The 23,264-nt window shown below is 61.6% G+C and carries 23 protein-coding genes; 4 read left to right on the top strand and 19 right to left on the bottom strand.

The features are described 5' to 3' along the window. Positions 1 to 12 precede the first annotated feature (12 nt). The 3 genes from I6E42_RS08795 to I6E42_RS08785 form a co-directional block, all read right to left on the bottom strand. Complete coding sequence (locus I6E42_RS08795) at positions 13 to 717, bottom strand: response regulator transcription factor (protein ID WP_235371548.1); 705 nt, start codon at positions 715 to 717, stop codon at positions 13 to 15. Positions 718 to 723: 6 nt separating this feature from the next. Continuing rightward, a complete protein-coding gene (locus tag I6E42_RS08790; RefSeq protein WP_235371547.1) occupies positions 724 to 1,239 on the bottom strand; it encodes a CDP-alcohol phosphatidyltransferase family protein in 516 nt (171 codons plus the stop codon). A gap of 67 nt (positions 1,240 to 1,306) precedes the next feature. After that, positions 1,307 to 1,702 (bottom strand): ComEA family DNA-binding protein, encoded by a 396-nt coding sequence (locus I6E42_RS08785; RefSeq protein ID WP_235371546.1) that lies wholly within the window; start codon positions 1,700 to 1,702, stop codon positions 1,307 to 1,309. A gap of 118 nt (positions 1,703 to 1,820) precedes the next feature. On the opposite strand from I6E42_RS08785, the gene I6E42_RS08780 reads away from it, so the two are divergent. Continuing rightward, the gene (locus I6E42_RS08780) at positions 1,821 to 3,185 is read left to right on the top strand and encodes a D-alanyl-D-alanine carboxypeptidase family protein (protein WP_235371545.1); all 1,365 of its coding nucleotides are present in this window, start codon (positions 1,821 to 1,823) and stop codon (positions 3,183 to 3,185) included. Positions 3,186 to 3,389: 204 nt separating this feature from the next. On the opposite strand, the gene I6E42_RS08775 is transcribed toward I6E42_RS08780, so the two are convergent. From I6E42_RS08775 to I6E42_RS08730, 10 genes are all read right to left on the bottom strand, one after another. Continuing rightward, positions 3,390 to 5,402 carry a TRAP transporter permease gene (locus tag I6E42_RS08775; RefSeq protein ID WP_235371544.1) on the bottom strand — a complete coding sequence of 671 codons (2,013 nt, stop codon included), beginning with the start codon at positions 5,400 to 5,402 and terminating at the stop codon, positions 3,390 to 3,392. Between the two features lie 173 nt (positions 5,403 to 5,575). Beyond that, a complete protein-coding gene (locus tag I6E42_RS08770) occupies positions 5,576 to 6,631 on the bottom strand; it encodes a TAXI family TRAP transporter solute-binding subunit (RefSeq protein WP_235371543.1) in 1,056 nt (351 codons plus the stop codon). 105 nt (positions 6,632 to 6,736) lie between these two features. Beyond that, positions 6,737 to 6,889 carry a hypothetical protein gene (locus I6E42_RS08765; protein WP_235371542.1) on the bottom strand — a complete coding sequence of 51 codons (153 nt, stop codon included), beginning with the start codon at positions 6,887 to 6,889 and terminating at the stop codon, positions 6,737 to 6,739. A gap of 142 nt (positions 6,890 to 7,031) precedes the next feature. Continuing rightward, positions 7,032 to 7,274: a TIGR03905 family TSCPD domain-containing protein gene (locus tag I6E42_RS08760; protein ID WP_235371541.1), complete on the bottom strand. Its 243-nt coding sequence runs from the start codon at positions 7,272 to 7,274 to the stop codon at positions 7,032 to 7,034. Between the two features lie 123 nt (positions 7,275 to 7,397). Beyond that, a complete protein-coding gene (gene spo0A / locus I6E42_RS08755) occupies positions 7,398 to 8,159 on the bottom strand; it encodes a sporulation transcription factor Spo0A (RefSeq protein WP_235371540.1) in 762 nt (253 codons plus the stop codon). 286 nt (positions 8,160 to 8,445) lie between these two features. Next, a complete protein-coding gene (spoIVB, locus tag I6E42_RS08750) occupies positions 8,446 to 9,555 on the bottom strand; it encodes a SpoIVB peptidase (RefSeq protein WP_235371539.1) in 1,110 nt (369 codons plus the stop codon). 218 nt (positions 9,556 to 9,773) lie between these two features. Continuing rightward, positions 9,774 to 10,121, bottom strand: a complete 348-nt coding sequence (locus I6E42_RS08745; RefSeq protein ID WP_235371538.1) for an arsenate reductase family protein — start codon at positions 10,119 to 10,121, stop codon at positions 9,774 to 9,776. 114 nt (positions 10,122 to 10,235) lie between these two features. Beyond that, a complete protein-coding gene (locus I6E42_RS08740; protein ID WP_235371537.1) occupies positions 10,236 to 10,424 on the bottom strand; it encodes a hypothetical protein in 189 nt (62 codons plus the stop codon). Positions 10,425 to 10,537: 113 nt separating this feature from the next. Next, entirely contained in the window at positions 10,538 to 10,918 is a 381-nt protein-coding gene (locus I6E42_RS08735) for a serine proteinase (RefSeq protein ID WP_235371536.1), read from the bottom strand. A gap of 195 nt (positions 10,919 to 11,113) precedes the next feature. Next, positions 11,114 to 12,469, bottom strand: a complete 1,356-nt coding sequence (locus I6E42_RS08730; RefSeq protein ID WP_235371535.1) for a uracil-xanthine permease family protein — start codon at positions 12,467 to 12,469, stop codon at positions 11,114 to 11,116. Between the two features lie 406 nt (positions 12,470 to 12,875). Here I6E42_RS08730 and I6E42_RS08725 point away from each other — a divergent pair, with 406 nt between their 5' ends. The 3 genes from I6E42_RS08725 to I6E42_RS08715 all read left to right on the top strand — a co-directional run bounded on the left by I6E42_RS08725 (position 12,876) and on the right by I6E42_RS08715 (position 15,330). Continuing rightward, positions 12,876 to 14,135 carry a diaminopimelate decarboxylase gene (locus I6E42_RS08725; protein WP_235371534.1) on the top strand — a complete coding sequence of 420 codons (1,260 nt, stop codon included), beginning with the start codon at positions 12,876 to 12,878 and terminating at the stop codon, positions 14,133 to 14,135. A gap of 150 nt (positions 14,136 to 14,285) precedes the next feature. Then, positions 14,286 to 14,657 (top strand): CidA/LrgA family protein, encoded by a 372-nt coding sequence (locus tag I6E42_RS08720; RefSeq protein ID WP_235371533.1) that lies wholly within the window; start codon positions 14,286 to 14,288, stop codon positions 14,655 to 14,657. After that, positions 14,650 to 15,330 carry an LrgB family protein gene (locus tag I6E42_RS08715; protein ID WP_235371532.1) on the top strand — a complete coding sequence of 227 codons (681 nt, stop codon included), beginning with the start codon at positions 14,650 to 14,652 and terminating at the stop codon, positions 15,328 to 15,330. Before I6E42_RS08720 ends, I6E42_RS08715 begins: the two co-directional genes overlap by 8 nt. A 75-nt stretch (positions 15,331 to 15,405) precedes the next feature. Here the strand turns inward: I6E42_RS08715 and ftsZ are convergent, their stop codons facing one another. The 6 genes from ftsZ to mraY all read right to left on the bottom strand — a co-directional run bounded on the left by ftsZ (position 15,406) and on the right by mraY (position 23,252). Further along, complete coding sequence (gene ftsZ, locus I6E42_RS08710; RefSeq protein ID WP_235371531.1) at positions 15,406 to 16,557, bottom strand: cell division protein FtsZ; 1,152 nt, start codon at positions 16,555 to 16,557, stop codon at positions 15,406 to 15,408. A 157-nt stretch (positions 16,558 to 16,714) separates the two neighbouring features. After that, complete coding sequence (locus I6E42_RS08705) at positions 16,715 to 17,569, bottom strand: cell division protein FtsQ/DivIB (protein ID WP_235371530.1); 855 nt, start codon at positions 17,567 to 17,569, stop codon at positions 16,715 to 16,717. A gap of 56 nt (positions 17,570 to 17,625) precedes the next feature. Then, positions 17,626 to 18,879: a UDP-N-acetylglucosamine 1-carboxyvinyltransferase gene (gene murA / locus I6E42_RS08700; protein ID WP_235371529.1), complete on the bottom strand. Its 1,254-nt coding sequence runs from the start codon at positions 18,877 to 18,879 to the stop codon at positions 17,626 to 17,628. Between the two features lie 896 nt (positions 18,880 to 19,775). Continuing rightward, positions 19,776 to 20,894, bottom strand: a complete 1,119-nt coding sequence (gene murG, locus I6E42_RS08695) for an undecaprenyldiphospho-muramoylpentapeptide beta-N-acetylglucosaminyltransferase (RefSeq protein WP_235371528.1) — start codon at positions 20,892 to 20,894, stop codon at positions 19,776 to 19,778. A gap of 89 nt (positions 20,895 to 20,983) precedes the next feature. Then, the gene (gene ftsW, locus I6E42_RS08690; RefSeq protein ID WP_235371527.1) at positions 20,984 to 22,207 is read right to left on the bottom strand and encodes a putative lipid II flippase FtsW; all 1,224 of its coding nucleotides are present in this window, start codon (positions 22,205 to 22,207) and stop codon (positions 20,984 to 20,986) included. A 58-nt stretch (positions 22,208 to 22,265) separates the two neighbouring features. Further along, positions 22,266 to 23,252, bottom strand: a complete 987-nt coding sequence (gene mraY, locus I6E42_RS08685) for a phospho-N-acetylmuramoyl-pentapeptide-transferase (RefSeq protein WP_235371526.1) — start codon at positions 23,250 to 23,252, stop codon at positions 22,266 to 22,268. Positions 23,253 to 23,264 lie beyond the last annotated feature (12 nt).

Below are 23,264 nucleotides of genomic sequence, written 5' to 3'. Positions count from 1 at the left end.
TGTTGCAGCGGATCAGCCGTTTTTATGCTCCGCCTGACTGGCCAGATAGTAGCCCACGCCCCACTTGGTACGGATATACTCCGGGTTGGCGGGGTCCAGCTCCAGTTTCTCCCGCAGGCGGCGGACATGGACATCCACCGTCCGGTAGTCCCCGATATACTCATAGCCCCATACCACGTTCAGCAGGTTCTCCCGGCTGTACACCCGCCCCGGATTGCGCATCAGCAGCTCCATCAGGTCAAACTCCTTGGCGGTGAGCTCCACCCGCTCCCCGTCCTTCCAGGCCGCCCGCTCCCCGGAGTCCAGGCGGATATGGCCCGCCGTCAGAACGCCGCCGGACTGCTTCTGCACCGCGGCGCCCGACCGGCGCAGCAAGGCCCTGACCCGGGCCTTCAGTTCCAGAATGTTGAAGGGCTTGGTGATGTAGTCGTCCGCTCCGCACTCGAAGCCCATGATCTTGTCCGCGTCCTCCCCCTTGGCCGTCAGCATGATGACCGGCACGTTGGAGAACTCCCGGATCCGCATACATGCCTGGAGGCCGTCGATCTTGGGCATCATCAGGTCCAAAATGATCAGGTCGAAGCGGCCCTCCCGGGCCAGTTCCACCGCCTGTTCCCCGTCGTAGCCCACCTCCACCTGGTAGCCCTCGTGCTCCAGGTTGAATTTGATGCCCTTGACCAGCACCTGCTCGTCATCTACCACTAAAATCTTTGCCATCGTATTCTACTCCTCAATCTCAGTCCCGTTGGGGAAATACAGCTCCCAAGCTCCCCGGAGTTCGGGGTCGGGCTTCTTTCTTTTCCAGGTGATCCAAAGCTCCTCTGCCGCCGAAAGGACCGCCAGTCCGCAGGGGACCGCCAGCGCTTTTCCCGGCGGGAGCATTGCCAGACCGTACGGGACAGCAAACAATGCCAGCCCTGTCAATTTGTTGCACAGCGTATGGGGCGGCGCGAAGGTCCTGTGCCGCCGCCAGCCTACCCAATAGGCTCCGCAACGGAGTAGGGCCGCCAGAAGGCCGCCGGCCCACATCCAGGCCGGGACCGCCCTCCACAATCCGGGCAGCAGCCGGAAGGCGGCGGCACACAAAAGCATCAGATCCGCCCCGCTGTCCAGCCGTGCGCCCGCCTCGCTCTGGGTCCCGGTCCGCCGGGCCACGGTGCCGTCCGCCGCATCCGACAGCCCGGCCAGGGTATAGATTCCATAAAATTCCGCCGACAGCGGCTTGGGAAACAGCAGCAAAAGGGCCAGAACTCCCCTCCCGGCTGTGATCCAATCAGCCGGACGGAGCGGCGCAGTTCTTTTTTTCCTATCCAACCGAAGCATACTCCCTCAAGCCAGCCAAGACGCCTTCCCCGATCCCGGACACCCGGGTCAGGTCCTCCACCGACTGGAAGGGGCCGTGCTCCTCCCGGTACGCCACAATGGCCTGGGCCCGCTTCTCTCCGATCCCGGGCAGCCGCTGGAGCTCATACACATCGGCGGTATTCAGGTCGATGACCTCCCCCTCCATCAGGCTGTCGGGGCGGCTCTCCTCCCCAGCGGCCGAGGGGGCGGCCTCCGTCTGGGGCCGGACCGTCTGGGTGGTGGTCACCTCATAGGGCGCGGCGGTGTTCTGCCGGGCCAGGAACCAGCCGCCGGTAAACAGCAGGAAAGCCGCCGTCAGCCCCAGTACTGCCTTTTCATACCGGGATATTCCAGCCATCTTTCTCCCCCCAGCTCTTGCGGACCACACCGCCCTTTGATATAATGTGTCTTACACACCTTTCCGCGGCGCTGTGCCGCGTATAGTAACAGTATACCATACATACGGAGATTTTCCTATGAAAAAATATCGTGTTCTCTCCTTTCTGCTGCTCGTTCCCCTGGTCCTTTCCCTGCTGTCCCCCTCCGCCTTCGCCCTGGAGGAGCCAACGCTCCAGTGCCGCAACGCGGTGCTGGTGGACGCCAACTACGGCGAGGTCCTCTACGACATGAACGCCTACGACAAGGCCTATCCCGCCAGCATCACCAAGGTGATGACCGCGCTTTTGGTCATGGAAGCCCTGGAGTCGGGACAGCTGACGGAGGACACCGTGGTCACCGTCAGCGAGCTGGCCGCCCGGAAGTCCTTCGCCGACGAGTCCACCGCCAACCTGAAGACAGGGGAACAATTGACGGTTCTGGAACTGCTCTACTGCCTTCTCCTCCCCTCCGCCAACGACGCGGCCAAGACGCTGGCCGAAGCGGTGGACGGCAGCATTGAGGAATTCGTGGCCCACATGAACCGGAAGGCCGGGGAGCTGGGCTGTCAGGGCACCCATTTCGCCAATCCCCACGGCCTCCACAACGACGACCACTATACCACCGCCTACGACATCTCCCTGTTTATGACCGCGGCGCTGGAATACGACCTGTTCCGCACCATTATTGGGACCGCCAGCCACACTGTCCCCGCCACCAACCTCTCCGGCGAGCGCCTCTACTACAACACCAACGGCCTGATCTCCAACCTGCACTACGCCGGATATGTCTACGACAAGTGCATCGGCGGCAAAACGGGTACCACCGACGAGGCGGGCCGCTGTCTGGTGGCGGCGGCGGAGGACGGCGACACCCTGCTGGTCTCCGTGGTGCTGGGCTCCGGACCCATTGAAGATCCCGGCTATGAAAAGCTCCGTCAGGGCCAGTTCACCGAGAGCACCAAGCTGCTGAAATGGGGCTTCGCCAATTTCGAGCGGGTGACCATCACCAAGGGCAGCGAGCCGGTGGCCAAAGTGGCCGTCACCCTCTCCCGGCAGGCAGACGAGGTGATGGTAAAGCCCCAGGGCTCCATCACCCGGACGCTCCCCAAGGACCTGGATTTGGAGCAGATCCAGACTGAAATCACACTGTTTTCCCATGAAGTAGAGGCCCCTGTCCAGGAGGGACAGGTACTGGGCACCATGAAGCTGTCCTACGAGGACGAGGTCTACGGCACCCTGGATCTGGTGGCGGTCACCTCGGTGGAGCGCTCCGATCTGCTGTACAAAAAGGCCCAGTTTATCGCCTTTTTCCAACAGTCCTGGGTTAAGCTGGCGCTGATCCTGGTGCTTGCCGTCATTGTTTTGATCACGCTGCGGCTGACCGTATTTCGCAAGCGCCGGCGTTACCATTCCGGCGTGGGTTCCCGGACCCGGGGTAATTACCGGGGCACCCGCAGGAGATGAATCACGCATCCGGTCATAAAAGCTCTGGCTTGCCGCCGCAAGCCAGAGCTTTTGTTTGTCCCGTCCTCCCGCTGTGCCCGGAAGGGCGCGCAATGTTTTGTTTCCCTTCCCCATCGTCCCATCAAAAAGGAGGCGTCCGGCCTGGCCGGACGCCTCCTTACGCTATTTCTGGATCGCTTTGGTACATTTCGCTCTCTAACGGGGTCAGGCGTTGGCGGCCTTCTTGGCCCCCGCGCGCTGCAGGAAGTACACGCCGCCCACGACCACCAGGCCGATCACATCGGTCAGGGTGCCGGGGATCATCATGCACAGGCCGCCCGCGATCATCACGATGCGGAACAGGGGATTGATGGGCCGGAACAGGAAGCCGTTCAGAGCGGCGGCAATGCCGAACAGGCCCAACAGGGAAGTGATGCAGATCTGGATGACCTGGACCACCATGAACACAGTGGAGGTACCCTCGGCAAACTCAAAGAGCATGACGGGACTGAAGGCGAAGATATAGGGCACCACGAAGGCGGCGATGGCCAGCCGGGTGGCGTTGAGGGCGGTCTTCATGGGAGGCGCCTTTGCGATGGCGGAGCCGGCATAGGCGGCCAAGGCCACGGGCGGGGTAATGTCGGCCACGATGCCGAAGTAGAAGACGAAGAAGTAGGCGGCCACAGGCACGATACCGATGCGGGCATCCATCAGGATGGGGGCGCAGGTGGAAGCCATGATACAGAAGTTGGCGGTGGTGGGCACGCCCATGCCCAGGATGATGCAGCAGACCATGGTCAGGAACAGGGCGATGATGGCCTTGCCGCCGGAGACCTTGACGATGGTGGTGATCAGGGTGGAGGCCAGGCCGGTGGTGGTGATACAGCCGGCGACCAGACCGGCCATGGCGCAGGCCACGGCCACAGTGACGGCGCTCTTGCCGCCCGCTTCCAGAGCGTCAAAGAACTTGGTCACGGTGAACTGCTCGGTGGGCTCATCGATCCCGGCCGCCTTATTGACAAAATTGTTGATCACGCCCACGATCACGGTGACTACGATGGCGATGGCGGCGGACATCTGCATGGTGCGGGCCTGGGTGGAAACCAGGACCACCAGGACCACCAGGGGCAGCAGCAGGTAGATCTTGGGCAGCAGCTTGCTGAACTTGGGCAGCTCCTCCCTGGGGATGCCCTTCAGGCCCAGCTTCTTGGCCTCCAGATGGACGGCGATGTAAATGCCGGTGAAGTACAGCACGGCGGGCAGGATGGCCTTCAGGGCCACCTGGGCGTAGGGGATGCCCATGTACTCGGCCATCAGGAAGGCGGCGGCGCCCATGATGGGGGGCATGATCTGGCCGCCGGTGGAAGCCGCGGCCTCCACGGCGCCGGCAAACTCGCCCTTGTAGCCGGTCTTCTTCATCATGGGGATGGTGACGGAGCCGGTGGTCACGGTGTTGCCCACGGAGGAGCCGGACACCATGCCGCACAGGGCGGAGGAGATGACGGCCACCTTGGCGGGACCGCCGGCGGAGGAGCCGGCCACGCAGTTCGCCAGGTTGATGAAGAAGTTGGAGATGCCGGTGCGCTCCAGGAACGCGCCGAAGATAATGAAGACGACGATGTACTTCTGGCAGACGTTGATGGGGGTGCCCATCACGCCGCTGGTGGTGTAGAACAGGTCATAGATCACCTTGCCGAACCGGACGTTGGCGAAGGTATAGACGAGCAGGGCGCCCAGCACGCACAGGATGGGGATGCCCACGCAGCGGCGGCACAGCTCCATCAGGGCCAGCACGCCGACGATGGCAAAGACCACCATCTTGGGGTCGCGGGTCACACGGGTGGCCAACTGAATGACCGTATTGGCGTTCCACGCGAAGTAGAAGAAGGGGAAGGCTCCGGCGATCATGATGATCAGGTCATACCAGGGCAGGTAATTGACCCGGCTAGAACCTTTTTTGATGGGGTAATGCAGGTAGCCCATGATCAGGATCAGGCCCAGGAAAATATTTAGCTTCTGCTCCGGAAGGGTGGGCCAGCCTTTCAGGGTGGAGAAGATACAGTAACAGGAGAACGCAATACCCATGGCGCGCACGATCAGTTTGGGCGTACCCTCCCAGATGCGTGTGTTGGACTCACGGTCATATTTTTTCATGACCTCGTCCACATCAGCCGCAGTACCCACAGAGGAATCTTCCACCTGAGGCTCTAACAGCTTTTCATTGTCTTTTGATTCCATAAATTGTCTCCTTTCTCCTAGCGTTGGCACTTATTACCACAGGACACATGCCTCCGCGTCCCGCCCGGCGCGGACGCATCTGTTCTGTGATTTGGACGGTAACAGGGCGGCTGCGGCGGGCTGGGCCCGCCGCAGCCGTTCCATGATTGGTCCGTATTTAAGCCAGTGTCAAATTACTTCGCGGGGACCTCGATGCCCTTGTCAGCGAAGTAGGCGACAGCGCCGGGGTGATAGCCGATGGAGGTGACAGAAGCGGCGAAGTCCAGGTCCAGCTCAGCGGCCTTGCCGTGAGACAGGTTGGGGATGTCCTCGAACACGCCGTACAGGAAGTTGTACACGTCCACGTCGGACACGTCGTCGCGGGCGATGACAACAGCGCCCACGGCCACGGTGGTGGCATCCTCAGCGGTGCCATAGGTGTCCTTGGCGATGGTGGCCTTGCTGTAGTAGGGGGAGGCCTCGATCAGCTTGGCGATGTGCTCCTCGTCCAGGCTGACCAGAGAGATCTCACGGCCAGAGGCCAGGTCGGTGACAGCGGTGGTGGGAGCGCCGGCCACGATGAAGGCGGCGTCGATCTGGCCGTCCTTCAGAGCCTCGGCGGAATCGCCGAAGGACTGGTAGGTGGGGACGATGTCCTTCTCGATGTCCAGGCCATAGATGCCCAGAACGTCAACGGCGTTGAAGTACACGCCGGAGCCGGCGGCGCCGACGGAGACCTTCTTGCCGGCCAGGTCAGCAACGGTCTTGATGCTGGGGTCGACGGTCACGATCTGGACCTGCTCCATGTACAGGTTGGCCACAGTGGAGAAGCCGGTGGAAGCGCCGGTCTCAGCAAAGGTGCGCTCGCCGTTGTAGGCGTAGACCATAACGTCGGACTGCACGAAGCCCAGCTGGGCGTCGCCGTCCTCCAGGGCCTGGATGTTGGCAGCGGAGCCGCCGGAGGTGATAGCCTTGACAGAGGTGCTGGTCAGGTCGCCCACCTTGTTGGCGATGACGTTGCCGAAGCCGTAGTAAGTACCGGTCTCACCGCCGGTGGTGAAGGTCAGGTTGCTGCCGCCATCCTTGGGGCCAAGGCCGGCGGGCTCGCTGGTGGCAGCGCTGGCAGAAGCGCTGACGGCGGGCTTGTCGGCGGAGCCAGTGCTGGCGGGCTTGTCGTTGCCGCCGCAGCCGGTCAGAGCCAGGCTCAGCATCATAGCGGCAGCCAGGGCGAGAGCAAGTTTCTTCTTCATGTTTCAATTCCTCCAATTCATGATTCGATTTGCTTCGTCACAATGATTTCTCTTGCGGAACCACAGTTATTATACTGTACCTGGGATAAAAAAGCAATATATTTTTCAAAGTCGCTTTCCTGTTTTGCATATTTTCTTTCGTCTCTTTTGAAAAATATGAATATATTCTCCACTTTTCCCGGACTCTTTTGCAGGATTTTCGTCATTTTTTGCCTTGACACGCCTATCCGCTGCAATTTTTGCCTGTCCATCCTCCATTTTTGGACCACCCTCCTTTTTCTGCCTTCCATGTCTGAAATGGAACGGTTCTCCGCCTGCTCTTTCCTCAGGCAAAAAAAGCAGACGGAGCAGACTCAGTGGCCTATTCCGTCCGCTTTTCCTGTTATTCCCATTTCTACCTTCACAGGCAGGCCTTCAGCGCCTGGGCAATCTGGTCTGGGCAGGAGGTCGGCTTCATTCCGCAGCGGATCCCTTCCATGCGGCTGATCGCCTCCTCCACCTTCATCCCTTTCAGCAGGGAGGAAATGCCCTGCAGGTTGCCGCTGCATCCGCCCACCACTTCGATTTTCCGGATCACTCCGTCCTCCACGTCAATGGTGAACCGTCTGGAGCAGACTCCTCTGGGTGTATACTGAATTGTCATGGATCTCCCACCTTTCTCCGGCATTCTAGCACGGATCGCGGGAAAACTCAAGCACTTCCCCGGAACAGGCCCATGCCGGCGCTTTCCGCCGCCTTGTTCCAGCCCGCGCCGCCGGGATGGGCCTCACAGACCGACCTTTTTCCGCTGGAGTTGGAGCCGGTCGGCGATCATGGCAATGAACTCGCTGTTGGTGGGCTTGCCTTTGGTATTGGACACCGTGTACCCGAAGTACTTCTGCAGAGTTTCCAGATCGCCCCGGTCCCAGGCCACCTCGATGGCGTGGCGGATCGCCCGCTCCACCCGGCTGGCGGTGGTTCCAAACCGCTTGGCCACCTCGGGATAGAGCACTTTGGTCACGGCATTGATGACGTCCATGTCCTGCACCGCGATGAGAATGGCCTCCCGCAGGTACTGGTACCCCTTGATATGGGCGGGGACCCCCACCTCGTGAATGATGGCGGTCACCTGGGTCTCCAGATTTACTCTTTTCTCTTCCTCAGGGTCCAGGCCGTTTGCCGATGTAAGCTGACGGACCCGCTCCAACACCATCTCCGCATTACAGGGTTTGGTCAGGTAGTAGTCCGCCCCTCGGGCCGCCGCCATGTCCGCCACATTTCCCCGGACATAGCTGGACAGAATAATGATCTTGGGCCTGCGGTCCAGCTTGGCCAGCCCCTCCAGCACTTCCATACCGTCCATGCCGGTAAGCACCAGCTCCATGACCACAGCATCCGGCTCCAGTTCCCGGGCCATGCGGAGCAGCTCGGCTCCGTCGCCCGTCTGACCGATCACCTGCATATCCGGTTCTTTGGCAAAACCCGCAGCAAGATTTCTTCGGAAATCCTCTCCGGTATCCGCAAGCAAAACACGCTTTACAATCTCCATAATGATTCCTCCTGAAACATACTGAACATCTCGCTTCGCACTGGGCCCGCGCGTTTCAACTAGCTGCCTATAATGTACCATAATCAGACAGCATACGCAAGACATTTTTGACGCGTTTTAGCAACTTTTTGGCCAGATTTTTTGATATTTTTGTCGAAAATTTTGCATTTTTTCGCCTTTTCTTCGGGTTTTCGTCTTTCCTCGCCATCCTTTTCCATAAAGGGACACAGTCCCCGGCAAGGCGCGGCCTCCTTTGACTCACGGTCAAAGGAGGCCTCCCGCCCTGTCAGCCGCCTACCGCGGCCTCCAGCATGTTTTCGATCAGGATACCGTATCCACGGCTGGGATCATTGACCAGAACATGGGTCACCGCTCCCACGATTCGGCCATTTTGCAGGATGGGGCTGCCAGACATACCCTGGACGATCCCGCCGGTCTGCTCCAGCAGCCTGGGGTCGGTGACCTGAATCATCAGGTTCCGGTTCCCCGCCTCATTGGGCGACACATGGGTGATCCGGACGGAAAATTCTTCCACCCGGTCCCCCCGAATGTTGGACAGGATCGTGGCCCCCCCCGTCTTCACCTGGTCCCGGCTGGCCACCGGCATGGGATCGCGCTCCGTTTCCACTGCGTCCTCCGTCATCCGCCCGAAGATCCCCAGTCCGGTGTTGGCGTACAGGGTCCCCAGGTCCCGGGTCAGGTCAAACTGGCCGTGCAGTTCCCCCGGCTGGCCGCTCTGCCCCTTTTTCACGTCGGATACGGTGGCCGCCATGATGCTGCCGGATTCCAGCGGCATGAGCATGGCGGTATCCACATCGTTGATCCCGTGGCCCAGGGCGGCAAACACGCCGCTGGCCGGGTCATAGAAGGTCACAGTGCCGATCCCCGCCATGGAGTCCCGGAGCCAGATCCCCAGCTGATAGATCCCCTGGCTGTTCTCCACCGCCGCAGCCGTCAGCTGGACCTGTTTCTGTCCCCGCATGGCCTGGATGGTCAGCGGCTGCCCCTCCCGGCTGGCCACCAAGCTCTGGATCTCCTCAATGGTATCCACTTCGTCTCCGTCGATGTGGGTGATCACATCACCGGCCTTCAGTCCGCAGTCCCGCCCCGGATAGCGGGCTCCCTCCTCCGTCTCCACCGGGGACAGGCCCACCACCAGTACCCCGTCGGAAAAGAGCTTGATACCCACCGCTTTTCCCACCGGGATCACCGTCCGCCCTACCGAAGACGCCTTTGCGGCCGTCCGGGCGGTCCCGGGCAGTTCCAGCACTCCGGAGGCCGGCACTGCCGCAGGATGGACCCAGCCCCTGAACAGGCAGGCGCCCAGTACCAGACACACTGCCGCCGCCAGCAGGACGAAGCCGGGACCGCTTTTTTGTCTTGGCTCTTGTTCCACTGTTCCACCCCCTTCATCACCATCATCATGAAAAACGGGCGGCACGATCGCCGCCCGCTTCTTCATTATGGCCGTCCCTGGACCTCCTCAACCGTGGAGAGCCCTTCCAGACTTTCCAGCCCTGCGAGTGCCCGGGGCCGTGATTCGGGGGATACCTTCTTTTCCCTGCCTGTCCCGCCCCATGGGCGGGATATATTTCCAAATCGTTTTCTGAATTCTCAGAGTCTGGCTTCCCATTCCCCTTCCCGGAAGCCCACCAGCACAAAACCGTCCCCCACCAGAATGGGGCGCTTCACCAGCATCCCGTCAGAGGCCAGCAGCTCCAGCTGTTCCTCCTCACTCATACCGGGCAGCCTGTCCTTCAGGCCCATGGATTTGTACAGCAGTCCGGAGGTGTTGAAAAATTTCTTGAGGGGCAGGCCGCTGGCCTGCTGCCAGATACGCAGTTCCTCCGCCGAGGGCCGGTCCTCCTTGATGTGGCGGTCAGTATAGGCGGCGCCGTGGGCGTCCAGGAATTTTTTGGCCCGCTGGCAGGTGCTGCATTTGGGGTACTCTACAAACAGCATGGTGTCACGCTCCCTTTTTGAGATTGCGGTCATCTCGCTCAGAAATGATCCGTTCCAATTCCAGCATGACTATACCATGTTTTTGCCGGTCCCGCAACCCGCCGTCTCCGGATTTCAGCCGGGCGGGACCGTGGTGTCGGTCCCCAGCTCCTCCGCCAGTTTTTTCAGTTCTCCCAAGGTGGACACCGTGATGGTGCTGTCCAGCAGCCGCAGCCGGGCCTTGGGCGGGATCTGGTTCCAGTACGCCAGCAGCTCCGGGTCGCTGCCCACCACCTCCCTGGGGTGACGGTAAAACTGCTCCATAAACTCCCCCCTTTTCTCCCCCAGTATCCCCGGTCGGAAGCAAAACATGCAAAAAAATACCCCGCCGCACCGTACTGCGGCAGGGTATGGTCAGTGGATCAAAGACGGGGCGCTTACTCCTCCGTCTTGGGCTCCTCGGCGGCAGGCTCATCGGCGGCGGGCTCGGCCTCCTGCACCGGATCGACTTCAAAGTCGCTGGTCTGGACCTCTCCGTCCTCGCTCTCCTTCAACTCGGCAATGCGCTCGTTGTTGACCTCGATGGCGGCCTTGGCGGCGGTGATCTTCTCACAGGCGGCGGCATAGGCGCCGTCGGGCGCGGTGCCCTTCTCGGCATAGTACAGCTTGCCCAGTTCGATGTACGCCTTCTTGATAGTGTCCTCCTCGCCCATGTTGGCGGTCTTCAGCTTGGCGATCTCCGCCAGGCGCTTGGACTGGGCCACGCCGGCCTGGGCCAGATCGGTGGCGCGGTCCTTCAGAGTATCAAAAAATCCCATGTGTCATGAACCTCCTTTTAAGCAATACGGTTTCCCGTTGATGGACCTATTCTATCCTATTTTCCACTCGCACGCAAGGACCTTCCCCGTGATTTAATCTTTTTTTTAATTTTTTTAGAGGCGCCTTTCAGGCAGGAAAAGCCCGCCGCGGATCGCTGCGCGGCGGGCTTGGAAGCTCCGAAAGAAGCGGGGGGATCAGACCTTGAAATTCACGGAGGTATCGCCCTTCTGGTCGGTGCCGAACTCGTAGTCCTTGCCCGGCAGGATGGCGTTGAGCAGGATGCCGGCGATGGCGGCCACGGCCAGGCCGGACATGCTGATGGAGGCGCCGCCCAGGCTGAAGGTCACAGCGCCGGAGTAGTTGACGCCGATGGCCAGCACCATGATCAGCGCGGCGATGATGACGTTGCGGCTGTTGGAGAAATTCACCTGGTTCTCCACCACGTTGCGCACGCCCACAGCGGAGATCATGCCGTAGAGGACCATGGACACGCCGCCCATGGTGGCCTGGGGCATAGCAGAGACCAGGGCCGCGAACTTGGGGCTGAAGGAGAACAGGATGGCCAGGCCGGCGGCGATGCGGATGACCTTGGGGTCGTAGACCTTGCTCAGGGCCAGCACGCCGGTGTTCTCACCGTAAGTGGTATTGGCGGGAGCGCCGAACAGGGAGGCCAGGGTGGTGGCCAGGCCGTCGCCCAGCAGGGTGCGGTGGAAGCCGGGGTCCTCCAGGTAGTTGCGCTCACAGGTGGAGGAGATGGCGCACATGTCGCCGATGTGCTCCACCATGGTGGCCAGGGCCAGGGGCATGATGGTCACGGCGGAGGTCACCAGCAGGCCGGTGTCCAGATTGGGGCGGGTAAACAGTCCGAAGAGGGTGTTCTCAAACTGGAAGGGCAGGCCCATCCAGGCCGCCTCCTGCACAGCGGTGAAATCCACGTTTCCGGTGAGGGCGCCCACCACATAGGAGGCGATCACGCCCAGCAGGATGGGGATGATCTTGACCATGCCCTTGCCCCAGATGTTGCAGGCTACCACGACCAGAATGGCCACCAGGGCGATGGGCCAGTTGGTACGGCAGGAGTCGATGGCAGTCTTGGACAGGGTCAGGCCGATACAAATGATGATGGGGCCGGTGACGATGGGGGGGAAGTAGCGCATGACCGCCTTGGTGCCGAACACCTTGAACAGGGCGGCCAGGATCACATACATCAGGCCGGCGCAGGCCACGCCGAAGCAGGCGTAGGGCAGCATCTCGGTGTTGGGGATGGTGGCGTTGCCGGAGGCGTCAGGCAGCATGGGGGCGATGGCGGCGTAGCCGCCGATAAAGGCGAAGGAGGAGCCCAGGAAGGCGGGGACCTTCATCTTGGTCAGCAGGTGGAACAGCAGGGTGCCCAGGCCGGCGAACAGCAGGGTGGCGGAGACGGACAGGCCGGTGAGGGCGGGGACCAGCACGGTGGCGCCGAACATGGCGAACATGTGCTGAACGCCCAGGACCAGCATCTTGGGGGTGCCGAGGACGCGGGCGTCATAGATGGCGTCGTTTTGATTCATCTTTCGTTTTCTCCCTTCAACTCATCATGTTTTGGAACCTACACACAAAAAAAGACAACCACGCCAAGTGATTGTCAGCGAACAGAGAAAAAGGCACTGATACCGTACCCAAGCAACAGCCGCGTAAACCGCTCCATTTCAGCCACGGTATCCCCTCCTTTCACTTTCCGAATCATCATATCAGAATCCCTCCAAAGGTGCAAGAGAAAATGTCGATTTTTGGTGTTTTTTCTGAAACCGGCAAAAGAATCTCCCCCCATTCTTCCCTTGTTGTCTGTTCCGCCATTGACTTTTTTTCCTTATCTGGATAAACTATACATGATTTTCCTTTTTTGTGCCTATTCTCTCCCATATCGGGAGAATTTTTCAGTGCTTTTCCTATTAAACTGTAAAGGAGCCCGCGGATATGAAAAAGCCCTTTGTCACCCTGGAACAGCTCCAGCCCATCACCGACCAGTACCCCACCCCCTTCCACCTTTACGACGAGAAAGGCATCCGGGAAAATGCCCGCGCCCTGTACAAGGCCTTCTCCTGGAACCCCGGCTACAAGGAGTTTTTCGCCGTGAAGGCCACCCCCAACCCCCAGATCCTGAAGATCCTGAAGGAGGAGGGCTGCGGCGTGGACTGCTCCTCCCTCACCGAGCTGATGATGTCTGACCGCTGCGGCTTCCGGGGCGGCGAGATCATGTTCTCCTCCAACGACACCCCCGCCGAGGAGTTCGCCCTGGCCGCCCAGCTGGGCGCCACCATCAATCTGGACGACATCAGCCACATCGACTTCCTGAAGGGTACCCTGGGTTATATCCCCAAGAAGATCTCCTGCCGGTATAATCCCGGCGGTGTCTTCACCCTGGGTGAGAGCAAAGAGGGCTTCCAGGTCATGGACAACCCCGGCGACGCCAAGTACGGCATGACCCGTTCCCAGATGACCGAGGCCTTCAAGCGCCTGAAGGAGCTGGGCGCTGAGGAGTTCGGCATCCACGCCTTCCTGGCCTCTAACACTATCTCCAACGAGTATTATCCCGCCTTGGCCGCCATTCTGTTCAAGGTCGCGGTGGAATTGAAGGAGGAGACCGGCTGCCACATCACCTTCATCAACCTGTCCGGCGGCGTAGGCGTGCCCTACCGCCCGGAGCAGCCCGCCAACGACATCGCCGTCATCGGCGAGGGCGTCCGGAAGGCCTATGAGGAGATCCTGGTCCCCGCCGGCATGGGCGACGTGTCCCTGTGCACCGAGCTGGGCCGGTTTATGCTGGCCCCCTATGGCCATCTGGTCACCCGTGTCCTCCATGAGAAGCTGACCTACAAGGACTATATCGGCGTGGACGCCTGCGCCGCCAACCTGATGCGCCCCGCCATCTACGGCGCCTACCACCACATCACCGTCATGGGCAAGGAGGACCAGCCCTGCGACCACAAGTACGACGTCACCGGCTCCCTGTGTGAGAACTGCGACAAGTTCGCCGTGGACCGGATGCTGCCCAAGATCGACATCGGCGACCTGCTGGTCATCCACGACACCGGCGCCCACGGCCACGCCATGGGCTACCAATATAATGGCCGCCTGCGCTCCGCCGAGGTCCTGCTGTGTGAGGATGGCTCGACCCGTCTGATCCGTCGGGCCGAGACCCCCGAGGACTACTTCGCCACCGCTATCTGGGACTGAGCCCCATCGAAAAATCAGCGCCAGGCCCAACTGCCCGCCAGATCCCGACGCCCGCTCCGTTCTTTCAGCCGCCGCGGCCCCGCCCGCGGCGGCTTGTTTGCCCCCCTTCCCCCGCGCTATTTTCCATTTTAACATGTCGAGGTGACTGTTATGCGTATCATGGGAGAGATCTCCATTATTTTCGGCATCTGTCTTCTCTCCGAGGGCATCACCGCCCTTCTCCCCTTCACTTTCCCCGCCAGCGTCATCAGTATGCTGATCCTGGCCGTTCTGCTGCTCACCGAAGCCGTCAAGCCCAGGCACATCCAGCTGCTCTCCAGCTTCTTCATCGCCAACATGGGGATGTTCTTTATTCCTTCCCTGGTGGGGACTCTGGAGTATGCCGAGATCCTCAAAGCCCGGTTCATCCCCTTTCTGGTCATCACCCTGGCAACCACTCCCGTTGTCTACCTGGTCACCGCATGGACTGTTCAGCTGCTGATCCGGCGGCTGGACCGGAAGGGAGGGAACTCCCATGACTGAGGCCCTTTTCTCTTCCCCCTTTTTCGGCCTGACCCTCACCGCCGCCTGCTGGGTCTTTGCCCTCTGGCTCCAGAAGCGCACCGGGCTTCTGGTCTGCAACCCGGTGCTGGTGGCCGCCCTGCTGGTCATCGGAGTCATGACCCTGTTCCACGTCTCCCTGGAGGACTACAACGCCGGCGGCAGCATCATCAAGCTGATGCTGGGTCCGGCCACGGCGGTGTTGGCCCTGAACATCTACCAGCAGCGCCAGATCCTCCGGTCCCACTTCCTGCCTGTTCTGGCGGGCTGCCTCATGGGCAGCCTCACCAGCATCGCCGTGGTACTGGCCTTCTGCTGGTTCTTCGCCACAGAGGACATGTTCACCGCCTCCATGGTCCCCAAGAGCATCACCACCGCCATCGCCGTGGGCATCTCCGAGAGCCGGGGCGGCATCCAGGGCATCACCGCCGCCTCGGTGGTCATCACAGGAGTGGAGGGAGCCATGCTGTCCCCCCTGTTCGCAAAGCTCTTCCGGATCACCGATCCCGTGGCCGAGGGCGTGGCCATCGGCGCCAGCAGCCACGCCATCGGCACCTCCAAGGCCCTGGAGATCGGCCCCCTCCAGGGAGCCATGAGTTCCGTCTCCCTGTGCGTCTGCGGCATCCTCACTTCCATTCTGGTTCTGTTCCTGTGAGCGGCCTTCTTTTGGAAATCCCCAAACGCATAAAAAACCCGCGTCCGTCACTGGACGCGGGTTTTGCTTTTTATCTTACCGCTTTTTGCTGAAAATGCGCTCCAGAATGTCCCAGTCATCGTCACTGACCGAAGGCTTCTCCTCGGCCTCGGGTGCCTCGGGCTGGGCCGCCTCCTGAGAGGCAACCGGAGCAGCAGGCGCGGCTGCGGCGGGAGCAGCGGCTCTGGGAGCCTCCTTGGCCGCGGGGGCGGGGGCGGAAACAGCCGCGGGGGCCTCGTCAAAGCCGGTGGCAATGACGGTGACCCGGATCTCGTCCTCCAGACTCTCGTCGAAGGCGGCGCCGAAGATGATGTTGGCGTCGGGGTGGGCAGCCTCCTGGACCAGGTTGGCGGCGGTCTCCACTTCCTCCAGGCCGATGTCCATGGAGCCGGTGACATTGATCAGCACGCCCCGGGCGCCGTTGATGGAGGTCTCCAGCAGGGGGCTGGAAATGGCCATGCGGGCGGCCTCCTCAGCCTTGTTCTTGCCGGCGGCGCGGCCCACGCCCATGTGGGCCCGGCCGGCGTCCTTCATGACGGCGGACACATCGGCGAAGTCCAGGTTGATGAATCCGGTGTTTTTGATCAGGTCGGAGATAGACTGGACGGCCTGCTGGAGCACATCGTCGGCAATCTCAAAGGCGTTGACCATGGTGATCTTCTGGTCGGTGGCCAGCTTCAGGCGCTCGTTGGGGATGATGACCAGGGAGTCCACCTTGTTGCGCAGCTCGGCGATGCCGCCCTCCGCCTGTTTCATCCGGCGCATGCCCTCAAATCGGAAAGGCTTGGTCACCACGCCCACGGTGAGGACCCCAAGCTCCTTGGCAATATCCGCCACGATGGGGGCCGCGCCGGTGCCGGTTCCGCCGCCCATACCGGCGGTGATAAACACCATGTCGGCATCCTCCAGGGCCTTGGAGATCTGGGTGCGGTTCTCCTCGGCGGACTTGCGGCCCACCTCAGGATCGGAGCCGGCACCCTGGCCGTTGGTCAGCTTCTCGCCGATCTGGATCTTCATAGTGGCGCTGGAGACAGCCAACGCCTGCTTATCTGTATTGACGGCGATGAAATCCACGCCCTTGGTGCCGGTGCGCACCATGCGGTTGACCACGTTGTTGCCGCCGCCGCCCACACCGATCACTTTGATATTAACCACGCTGTCGGGACCCATATCCAATCCGAAGGCCATGTTCCTTCCTCCTATGTACATGTCGAAGTTCCCCGAAAAACAAGCTATTGTGTGGGGACCCCCGCTGAGATGTCAATATTTTGTTATATTGTATCGCTCTTTTCCTGGCAGGTCAAGAGAAAAACACGTTTTTGACCAAACTTTCCAGAAATTTACCTTAATCGGGAGAATACACCGCGGTGCACTCCTCCTGGGTCAGGTCGAAGGTCCCGGAGGTTTGGTCTCCCAGGGTCTTCTCCGTCTCCGCCACCGCCGCCTCCAGGGCCCGCAGCTTATAGTCGAAGTCGGAATTCAGGGGCATTTTCACCTGGAAGCGCCCCAGATAGCCCATGACCACCTGAGTGGATTCCAGGCGGATGGACTCCACCGCTCCCATCATGCCCCGCTCCTCCAGAGCGGCCAGCAGGGCCAGCAGGGCGTCATACTTGGGCTGCTCCTCCTGGGGTAGGGCCAGCATGGTGCCCGCCCGGGGCATCAGCGGCGTGACGCCGGACACCTCTATGGCGGTACTGTCCGCCGGAGCGGGCTCCAGCAGCTTGCCGCCCACACTGATGAGCCAGTCCTCCGAGGCCACCTCGGGGGCGTTCTCCTGGCTGGAGCCGTCCCCCTCCGGGGCGCTCTCCGCCGCCGCGGCAGACACCTGCGTTCCGGCGGGCGGCGCCTTCACCCGGGCCACCGCCTCCCACTCGGTCATGGTGATAATGATGGTGCTGGGCAGGCTGCGGCGGATGCGCAGGTCCCGGGTATAGGGCAATTCCCGCAGCACCTTGTCGGCGATCTGGTTCTTATTCATGCGGTAGAGGTTATCCCCCACCTGGATCCCGGTGGCCCGGACCACCACCTCCTCGGTATAGCGGCTGTTGCCCGAGACCACCACCGTCTCCACCTGGAAAAACACGGTGGCTCCCATGGTCAGGGCCACGATCACCGCCAGGACGCACAGCAGCTTGAACAGAGGGCCAAGGCGGCCTCTGCCCCGTCTGCGTCTGCGGTTGTTTCTCGCTGATGCCATGGCATTCTCCTGTGTATCGTAGGCTCGCGGGCGGAACGTCCGCGGCGGTTGTTCCCTCATTCTTCCCAGATCCGGGCCCCCAGGGCCCGCAGTCCCCGGTCCAACCCGTCGTAGCCCCGGCGGATATGCCGCAGGCCGGAGACCGTGGTTACTCCCTCAGCCCCCAGTCCGGCCACCACCAGCGCCGCCCCGCCCCGCAGGTCGGTGCTCCGCACCGCCGCGCCGTGGAGCTTCCCCACGCCGGTCACCACCGCCACCCGCCCGGCCACCTGGATGTCCGCGCCCATCCGGCACAGTTCATCCACATGGCGGTAACGGCTGTCGAAGATGTTTTCCACGAACATGGTGGTCCCCTCTCCCCCCGCCAGAGCGGCCATGAGAAGGGCCTGGGCGTCAGTGGGAAAACCGGGGTAGGGGGCGGTACGCACCGGAGCGATCCCTTTCAGCGGGGCACAGCACTCCAGAGAGAGCGCCTCCGGCCCAGTATGGACGGCACACCCCGCCTGCTCCAGGCAGGTCAGTACCGCCGTCAGATGGCCCGGTTCCACGCCGGTCAGTTCCACCCGGCCCCCGGCGGCCCCCGCCGCGCACAAATAGGTGGCGGCAGCGATCCGGTCCCCCACCACCCGGTACTCCGCCGGGTGAAGGCTCCTTCCGCCCCGGACACAGATGACCGAGCCTCCCGCGCCGGTGACCTCGGCCCCCATGGCCCGGAGGAAATTTTGCAGGTCCACGATCTCCGGCTCCCGGGCCGCGCCCACGATGGCGGTGACGCCGGGACAGCCGCAGGCGGCCAGCATGGCGTTTTCCGTTGCTCCCACGCTGGGCATGGACAGGCACAGCTCCCGGCCGCGCATGTTCCCGTTCCCCCGGCAGCGCAGGCAGCCTTGTTCCTCACGAATCTCAGCGCCCAGAGTCCGCAGGGCCGCCAGGTGGAGGTCGATGGGCCGGGGACCCAGCTCGCAGCCGCCGGGGTAGGACAGCTCCGCCGTCCCCAGCCGTGCCAACAGCGCCCCCAGAAAGATCACGGAGGAGCGCATCTCACGCATCAGCCGGTCGGGAATACCGGCACGGGTCAGCACCGAGGCGTCCACTGTGACGGTGTCCCCCTCCCGGTCCACCCGGCAGCCCAGCAGGGCCAGAATGTCCAGGGTAGCGGACACGTCGGACAGGTCGGGGCAGTTGTGGATGGTGCTCTGGCCGGGGGCCAGCAGCGTGGCGGCCAGAATGGGCAGTACGCTGTTCTTGGCCCCCTGGACCTTCAGGCAGCCGTCCAGCGGACGTCCGCCCTCGATTCGATAACTGCTCATGGGATAGCCTCCAAACCTCGTTGATTCAGGCTATCCTATGCGAAAAAGCGGGAATTGGTTTCTGTGAGGGTAAAAGATACAGTTGATGATAAATGATGCTAAATTTTAGTTTATAGGGTTGGGAGATTTCGCCGCTGCGGCGGCGAGTGACTTTTGGAGCCATCCAAAAGTCACCAAAAGATGGCCGGGGGACGGCCAGGCCGGCCTCGGGCTGCGCCCTCCGCCGCCAACGGCCTTACCCCCGGACCCCACTACGGGAGCCCAGCGGCCCTGCGCGAAACCCAAGCCGCAAAATTTGAATTGACTCACACCGCCTTTTGCTTCGCAAAATTCGGAGGTTTTACGGGGGATCAACAATTCAGCCCGCCTCGGTACGGGCAAAACCTGTTCTTGATGCTTCTTATTTCCGTGGCCCGCCGGGGCCGCCCGGTGGGACGTGCCACTGAATCTAGTTTTGCACAGCGGGGCGGGGCAGCACAGTCAGGAACCACGCCGCACAATTCGGAGCCCCAGGCGCTGACATCCGGTGGCTGTTCTTATCCAAATTCGTTTCACTCAGGGCCGAAGGCCCGGAAAAAGAGGCAACAGAACCGAATTTTGCGCGCCGGACGCAAGGAACACTTTCCCAATCGAACTCTCCTCGGGGGCCGGGGTCGAAGCCCCGGAGATCTTTTGGGGTACTTTTGTATCTCTACAAAAGTATCTCGCCCGAGGGCGAAACTTCCCTAATCCCCCGTACCGCCCGCAGGCGATGCTCCAGTGTCCGTGGTTCCTTACCGCGGCGGCCCTAAGGGGACGCCCTACCTGAACGCAGAATAACGGCCACCAAAGGCAAGGGCAGAGCCCTTGCCCTACATTACACAGGCTTCCGGGCCCATGGGCCGCTAAAAGAAAATTTACTTCATAATTGCCAGGAGGGTCTCATAGATCTTCTCCCCGGCGTTGGGAACGGCCATGGCCTTCAGAGCCTTGACCATGCCCTCCCGGCGTTCCTTCTCCCGGAGCAGAAGGGCCGCGGTATCATAAAGGGTGTTTTCCACACAGTCCTGTTCCCGCAGGAGCACGGCGGCGCCCTGGTCAGCCAGCACCCGGGCGTTCTTCTCCTGGTGGTTGGCGGTGACGTTGGGGGAGGGCACCAGCACGGCTGGCTTGGCGATGGCGGTGAGCTCCGAGATGGTGGAGGCGCCCGCCCGGCACAGCACCAGGTCGGCGGCGGCCATGACCAGAGGCATATCGTAGATATACTCCCGGACCTCGATGCCATTGTCCCCCAGCTTCAGGCCCCGGCGGAGCAGTTCCTCCTGCATCCAGGGGAAATCCCGCCCCGCCCCGTGGATGTGGCGGTAGGGCGCGCCCTCATAGCACTCCTTGGCCAGAAAATCTACCATCTTCTGGTTCATGACTTCCGCCCCCAGAGACCCCCAGTAGGACAGCAGCAGGGGCCGGTTGTCGGTGAACCCCAGCTTTGCCCGGGCCTCCTCCCGAGTATACTTGAAAAAGTCGCCCCGGACCGGGGTGCCGGTGACCACCACCTTGGAGGGGTCGTCGTAGTGGGCCCGGCTCTCCTCAAAGCCCACCATCACCCGGTCCACCACCCTGGACAGGGCCTTGGTGGTCAGGCCGGGAACGGCGTTGGACTCGTGGACGGCGGTGGGAATGCCCCGGTGGGCGGCCTCGTTGACCACAGGGAAGGAGGCGTATCCCCCCGTCCCCACCACCAGGTCGGGCTTGAACTCGTCCAGAATGGCTTTGGCCTGCTTCTTGGACTTCTGCATATTCACCAGCGTTCCCAGGTTGTGGACGACGTCCGCCGGAGCGAAGGAGCGGTGGAAATTGGTGATGGTCACGGAACGGATCTGATAGCCCTCCTTGGGCACCAGTTTGTTCTCCATTCCTCCGTCGGCTCCCACAAAGAGCACCCGGCAGCCGGGGTGCTTCTCCTGGAAGATACGGGCCAAGGCCACGGCCGGATTCACATGTCCGGCGGTACCTCCGCAGGTAAAGAGGATATTCATTCGTTACACCTCGTTTATTTCAGGTCACAGGACAAGGGACATGAGACAGAAGAGAAGGAGTTCCTCGTCTCCTGTCTCATATCCCTGATCTAATCGTTTTTCGGGGCCGGGATCTGCCGGGAAATGCTCAAGACGATCCCCATTTCCGCCATATGGATCATCAGGGCGGTGCCGCCGTAGCTGAAAAAGGGCAGAGAAATGCCGGTATTGGGGATCAGGTTGGTGACCACGCCGATGTTCAAAAACACCTGGACCGCCAGCAGGGTGATGATGCCCACCACAGTCAGGGCGCCGAATTTGTCCCGGGCGTGGATGGCCAGCCAGTAGCCCCGGAGGATCAGCAGGGCAAACAGCAGCAGCACAATGGCCGCCCCCACAAAGCCCAGCTCCTCCACCACGATGGCAAAGACAAAGTCGTTCTCCGGCTCGGGGATGTACAGCAGCTTCTGCCGGCTGTTGCCCAGACCCAGGCCCAACAGGCCGCCGGAGCCGATGGCCAGCAGAGACTGGATGGTCTGGTAGCCCTTGCCCTGGGGGTCCAGCCAAGGGTCCAGCCACAGGTTGATGCGGGAGGTCATATATTTGGTGTTGAAAATGATGAAGGCCAGCCCCGCCACGGCGATGGAACCCAGGGAGACGAACCAGCCCATGTGGATGCCGGCGGCGAACAGGACGGAAGCCGCCCCCACCATGATCAGGATGGTACCAGACATGTGGGGCTCCAGCACCACCAGGACCAACACGGTCCCCAGCACCAGGCCGTAGGGTATCAACTCCAGAAAGCCGATGCGCTCCAGCCGGTTCAGCGTCCGTCCGGTGAGGGTCCGGTTGGTGAATTTCCGCTTTTTCTCCGTGTCCCGCTTAGACAGGCGGGCGGCGAAAAAGATGATGACGGCCACCTTGGCGATCTCCGAGGGCTGGAAGGTGGGGCCGGCCACCAGGAACATTTTCAGCCAACGCTGGGCGTCGTTGATGGTGACGCCCAGGGGGGTCAGCACCAGCACCAGCAGACCGATGGAGCCGGCCAGCAGGGGGATGGACAGCACCCGCAGGGTCTGGTAGTTGATCTTGGAAACCAGGTACATGACCACCAGTCCGGCAGCGGCAAACATGGCCTGGCGCTTGATGTAAAACAGGGGGTTGTTACCCACACTGGCGCTGTTGTCATACAGCGCCGAGGCATAGGAGGCGGAAAAGACCATGATGAGCCCGATGCCCACCAGCATCATGGTCAGCATAAGGAAGGGCAGGTCCACAGGGCCCCGGGCCAGCTGCTCCTCCATGGTCAGGTCGCGTTTTGGTTTTCGGGACACTGGGATCACCTCGTTTCAGACAGGTATGGGGACAACCGCCAGGATATGTTCCCGGCCGTCACATGGGGTACCGGTTCATCACGCCCAGGAAAGCCAGCACACTCAGGACCAGGGTGGCGCCGGAGAAGACACAAAACAGCTTCATCTCGCTCCACCCGCCCAGCTCCAGGTGGTGGTGAAGGGGCGCCATGCGGAAAAACCGCTTGCCGTGGGTCTTCTTAAAATAAACCACCTGGATGATGTCGGACAGCACCTCCAGCACATAGACAAGGCCCACCACCGGGATGATCAGGGGGATATTCAGGGCAAATGCCATTCCGCACACCATGCCCCCCAGGAACAGGGAGCCGGTGTCGCCCATAAACACCTTGGCCGGGTGGAAATTGTAGATCAGGAAGGCGGACAGGCCGCCTGCCAGGGCCGCCGCCACAACAGTCAGGTCGTTGCGCCCGTACCAGGCGGAAACCGCCACGTAGAACAGGGCCACGGGGATGGTGACGCCGGTGGCCAGGCCGTCCACGCCGTCGGTCAGATTTACCGCGTTGACGGTACCCACCATGACAAAAGCGGCAAACACCATGTAGACCACCCAGGGCAGAGGCAGCTCCACATTAAAAAAGGGAATATACAGGTTGGGTGTCAGATAGCCGGTCCCGCGGAGCAGGACGGTGAAGGCCACCGCCGCCGCCAGCTGAAGCAGAAACTTCTGGGGAGCGGTGAGCCCTTCGTTGGCATGGTGGCGCAGCTTCTGGAAGTCGTCGATAAATCCGATGACGCCAAAGACCAGGGCGAACAGAAACACATAAACATGGTTCCAGCTGCCCATTCTCATCTCATCCCACCCCGCCACCACCACGGCCACTCCGATGGCCGCGATGAACATCAGGCCGCCCATGGTGGGGGTGCCCTGCTTGGACATGTGCCAGGTGGGGCCGTCCTCCCGGATGGCCTGCCCCGCCTTCAGGCGGCGCAGCAGGGGGATCAGGATCTGACCCAAAATGGCGGCCACGCCAAAGGCCACGATGAAACTCAGTATATACGTCATATCGGAAACCTC

Source organism: Pseudoflavonifractor phocaeensis, assembly GCF_021531815.1.
Classification (GTDB): domain Bacteria; phylum Bacillota; class Clostridia; order Oscillospirales; family Oscillospiraceae; genus Lawsonibacter; species Lawsonibacter phocaeensis_A.
The sequence above is the reverse complement of the archived record's forward strand: the minus strand, read 5'-3'. Positions and strand labels throughout refer to the sequence as shown.

What these genes read in the sequence shown, in the direction of transcription:
- I6E42_RS08720 (WP_235371533.1), top strand. Translation starts at nt 14,286, where the DNA reads ATGCGTATCATGGGAGAGATCTCCATTATTTTCGGCATCTGTCTTCTC.
- murA (WP_235371529.1), bottom strand. Translation starts at nt 18,879, where the DNA reads ATGAGCAGTTATCGAATCGAGGGCGGACGTCCGCTGGACGGCTGCCTG.
- I6E42_RS08780 (WP_235371545.1), top strand. Translation starts at nt 1,821, where the DNA reads ATGAAAAAATATCGTGTTCTCTCCTTTCTGCTGCTCGTTCCCCTGGTC.
- mraY (WP_235371526.1), bottom strand. Translation starts at nt 23,252, where the DNA reads ATGACGTATATACTGAGTTTCATCGTGGCCTTTGGCGTGGCCGCCATT.
- I6E42_RS08765 (WP_235371542.1), bottom strand. Translation starts at nt 6,889, where the DNA reads ATGGAGGATGGACAGGCAAAAATTGCAGCGGATAGGCGTGTCAAGGCA.
- I6E42_RS08730 (WP_235371535.1), bottom strand. Translation starts at nt 12,469, where the DNA reads ATGAATCAAAACGACGCCATCTATGACGCCCGCGTCCTCGGCACCCCC.
- I6E42_RS08785 (WP_235371546.1), bottom strand. Translation starts at nt 1,702, where the DNA reads ATGGCTGGAATATCCCGGTATGAAAAGGCAGTACTGGGGCTGACGGCG.
- I6E42_RS08705 (WP_235371530.1), bottom strand. Translation starts at nt 17,569, where the DNA reads ATGGCATCAGCGAGAAACAACCGCAGACGCAGACGGGGCAGAGGCCGC.
- murG (WP_235371528.1), bottom strand. Translation starts at nt 20,894, where the DNA reads ATGAATATCCTCTTTACCTGCGGAGGTACCGCCGGACATGTGAATCCG.
- I6E42_RS08775 (WP_235371544.1), bottom strand. Translation starts at nt 5,402, where the DNA reads ATGGAATCAAAAGACAATGAAAAGCTGTTAGAGCCTCAGGTGGAAGAT.
- I6E42_RS08725 (WP_235371534.1), top strand. Translation starts at nt 12,876, where the DNA reads ATGAAAAAGCCCTTTGTCACCCTGGAACAGCTCCAGCCCATCACCGAC.
- I6E42_RS08740 (WP_235371537.1), bottom strand. Translation starts at nt 10,424, where the DNA reads ATGGAGCAGTTTTACCGTCACCCCAGGGAGGTGGTGGGCAGCGACCCG.
- I6E42_RS08770 (WP_235371543.1), bottom strand. Translation starts at nt 6,631, where the DNA reads ATGAAGAAGAAACTTGCTCTCGCCCTGGCTGCCGCTATGATGCTGAGC.
- ftsZ (WP_235371531.1), bottom strand. Translation starts at nt 16,557, where the DNA reads ATGGCCTTCGGATTGGATATGGGTCCCGACAGCGTGGTTAATATCAAA.
- spo0A (WP_235371540.1), bottom strand. Translation starts at nt 8,159, where the DNA reads ATGGAGATTGTAAAGCGTGTTTTGCTTGCGGATACCGGAGAGGATTTC.
- I6E42_RS08795 (WP_235371548.1), bottom strand. Translation starts at nt 717, where the DNA reads ATGGCAAAGATTTTAGTGGTAGATGACGAGCAGGTGCTGGTCAAGGGC.
- I6E42_RS08715 (WP_235371532.1), top strand. Translation starts at nt 14,650, where the DNA reads ATGACTGAGGCCCTTTTCTCTTCCCCCTTTTTCGGCCTGACCCTCACC.
- I6E42_RS08735 (WP_235371536.1), bottom strand. Translation starts at nt 10,918, where the DNA reads ATGGGATTTTTTGATACTCTGAAGGACCGCGCCACCGATCTGGCCCAG.
- I6E42_RS08760 (WP_235371541.1), bottom strand. Translation starts at nt 7,274, where the DNA reads ATGACAATTCAGTATACACCCAGAGGAGTCTGCTCCAGACGGTTCACC.
- I6E42_RS08745 (WP_235371538.1), bottom strand. Translation starts at nt 10,121, where the DNA reads ATGCTGTTTGTAGAGTACCCCAAATGCAGCACCTGCCAGCGGGCCAAA.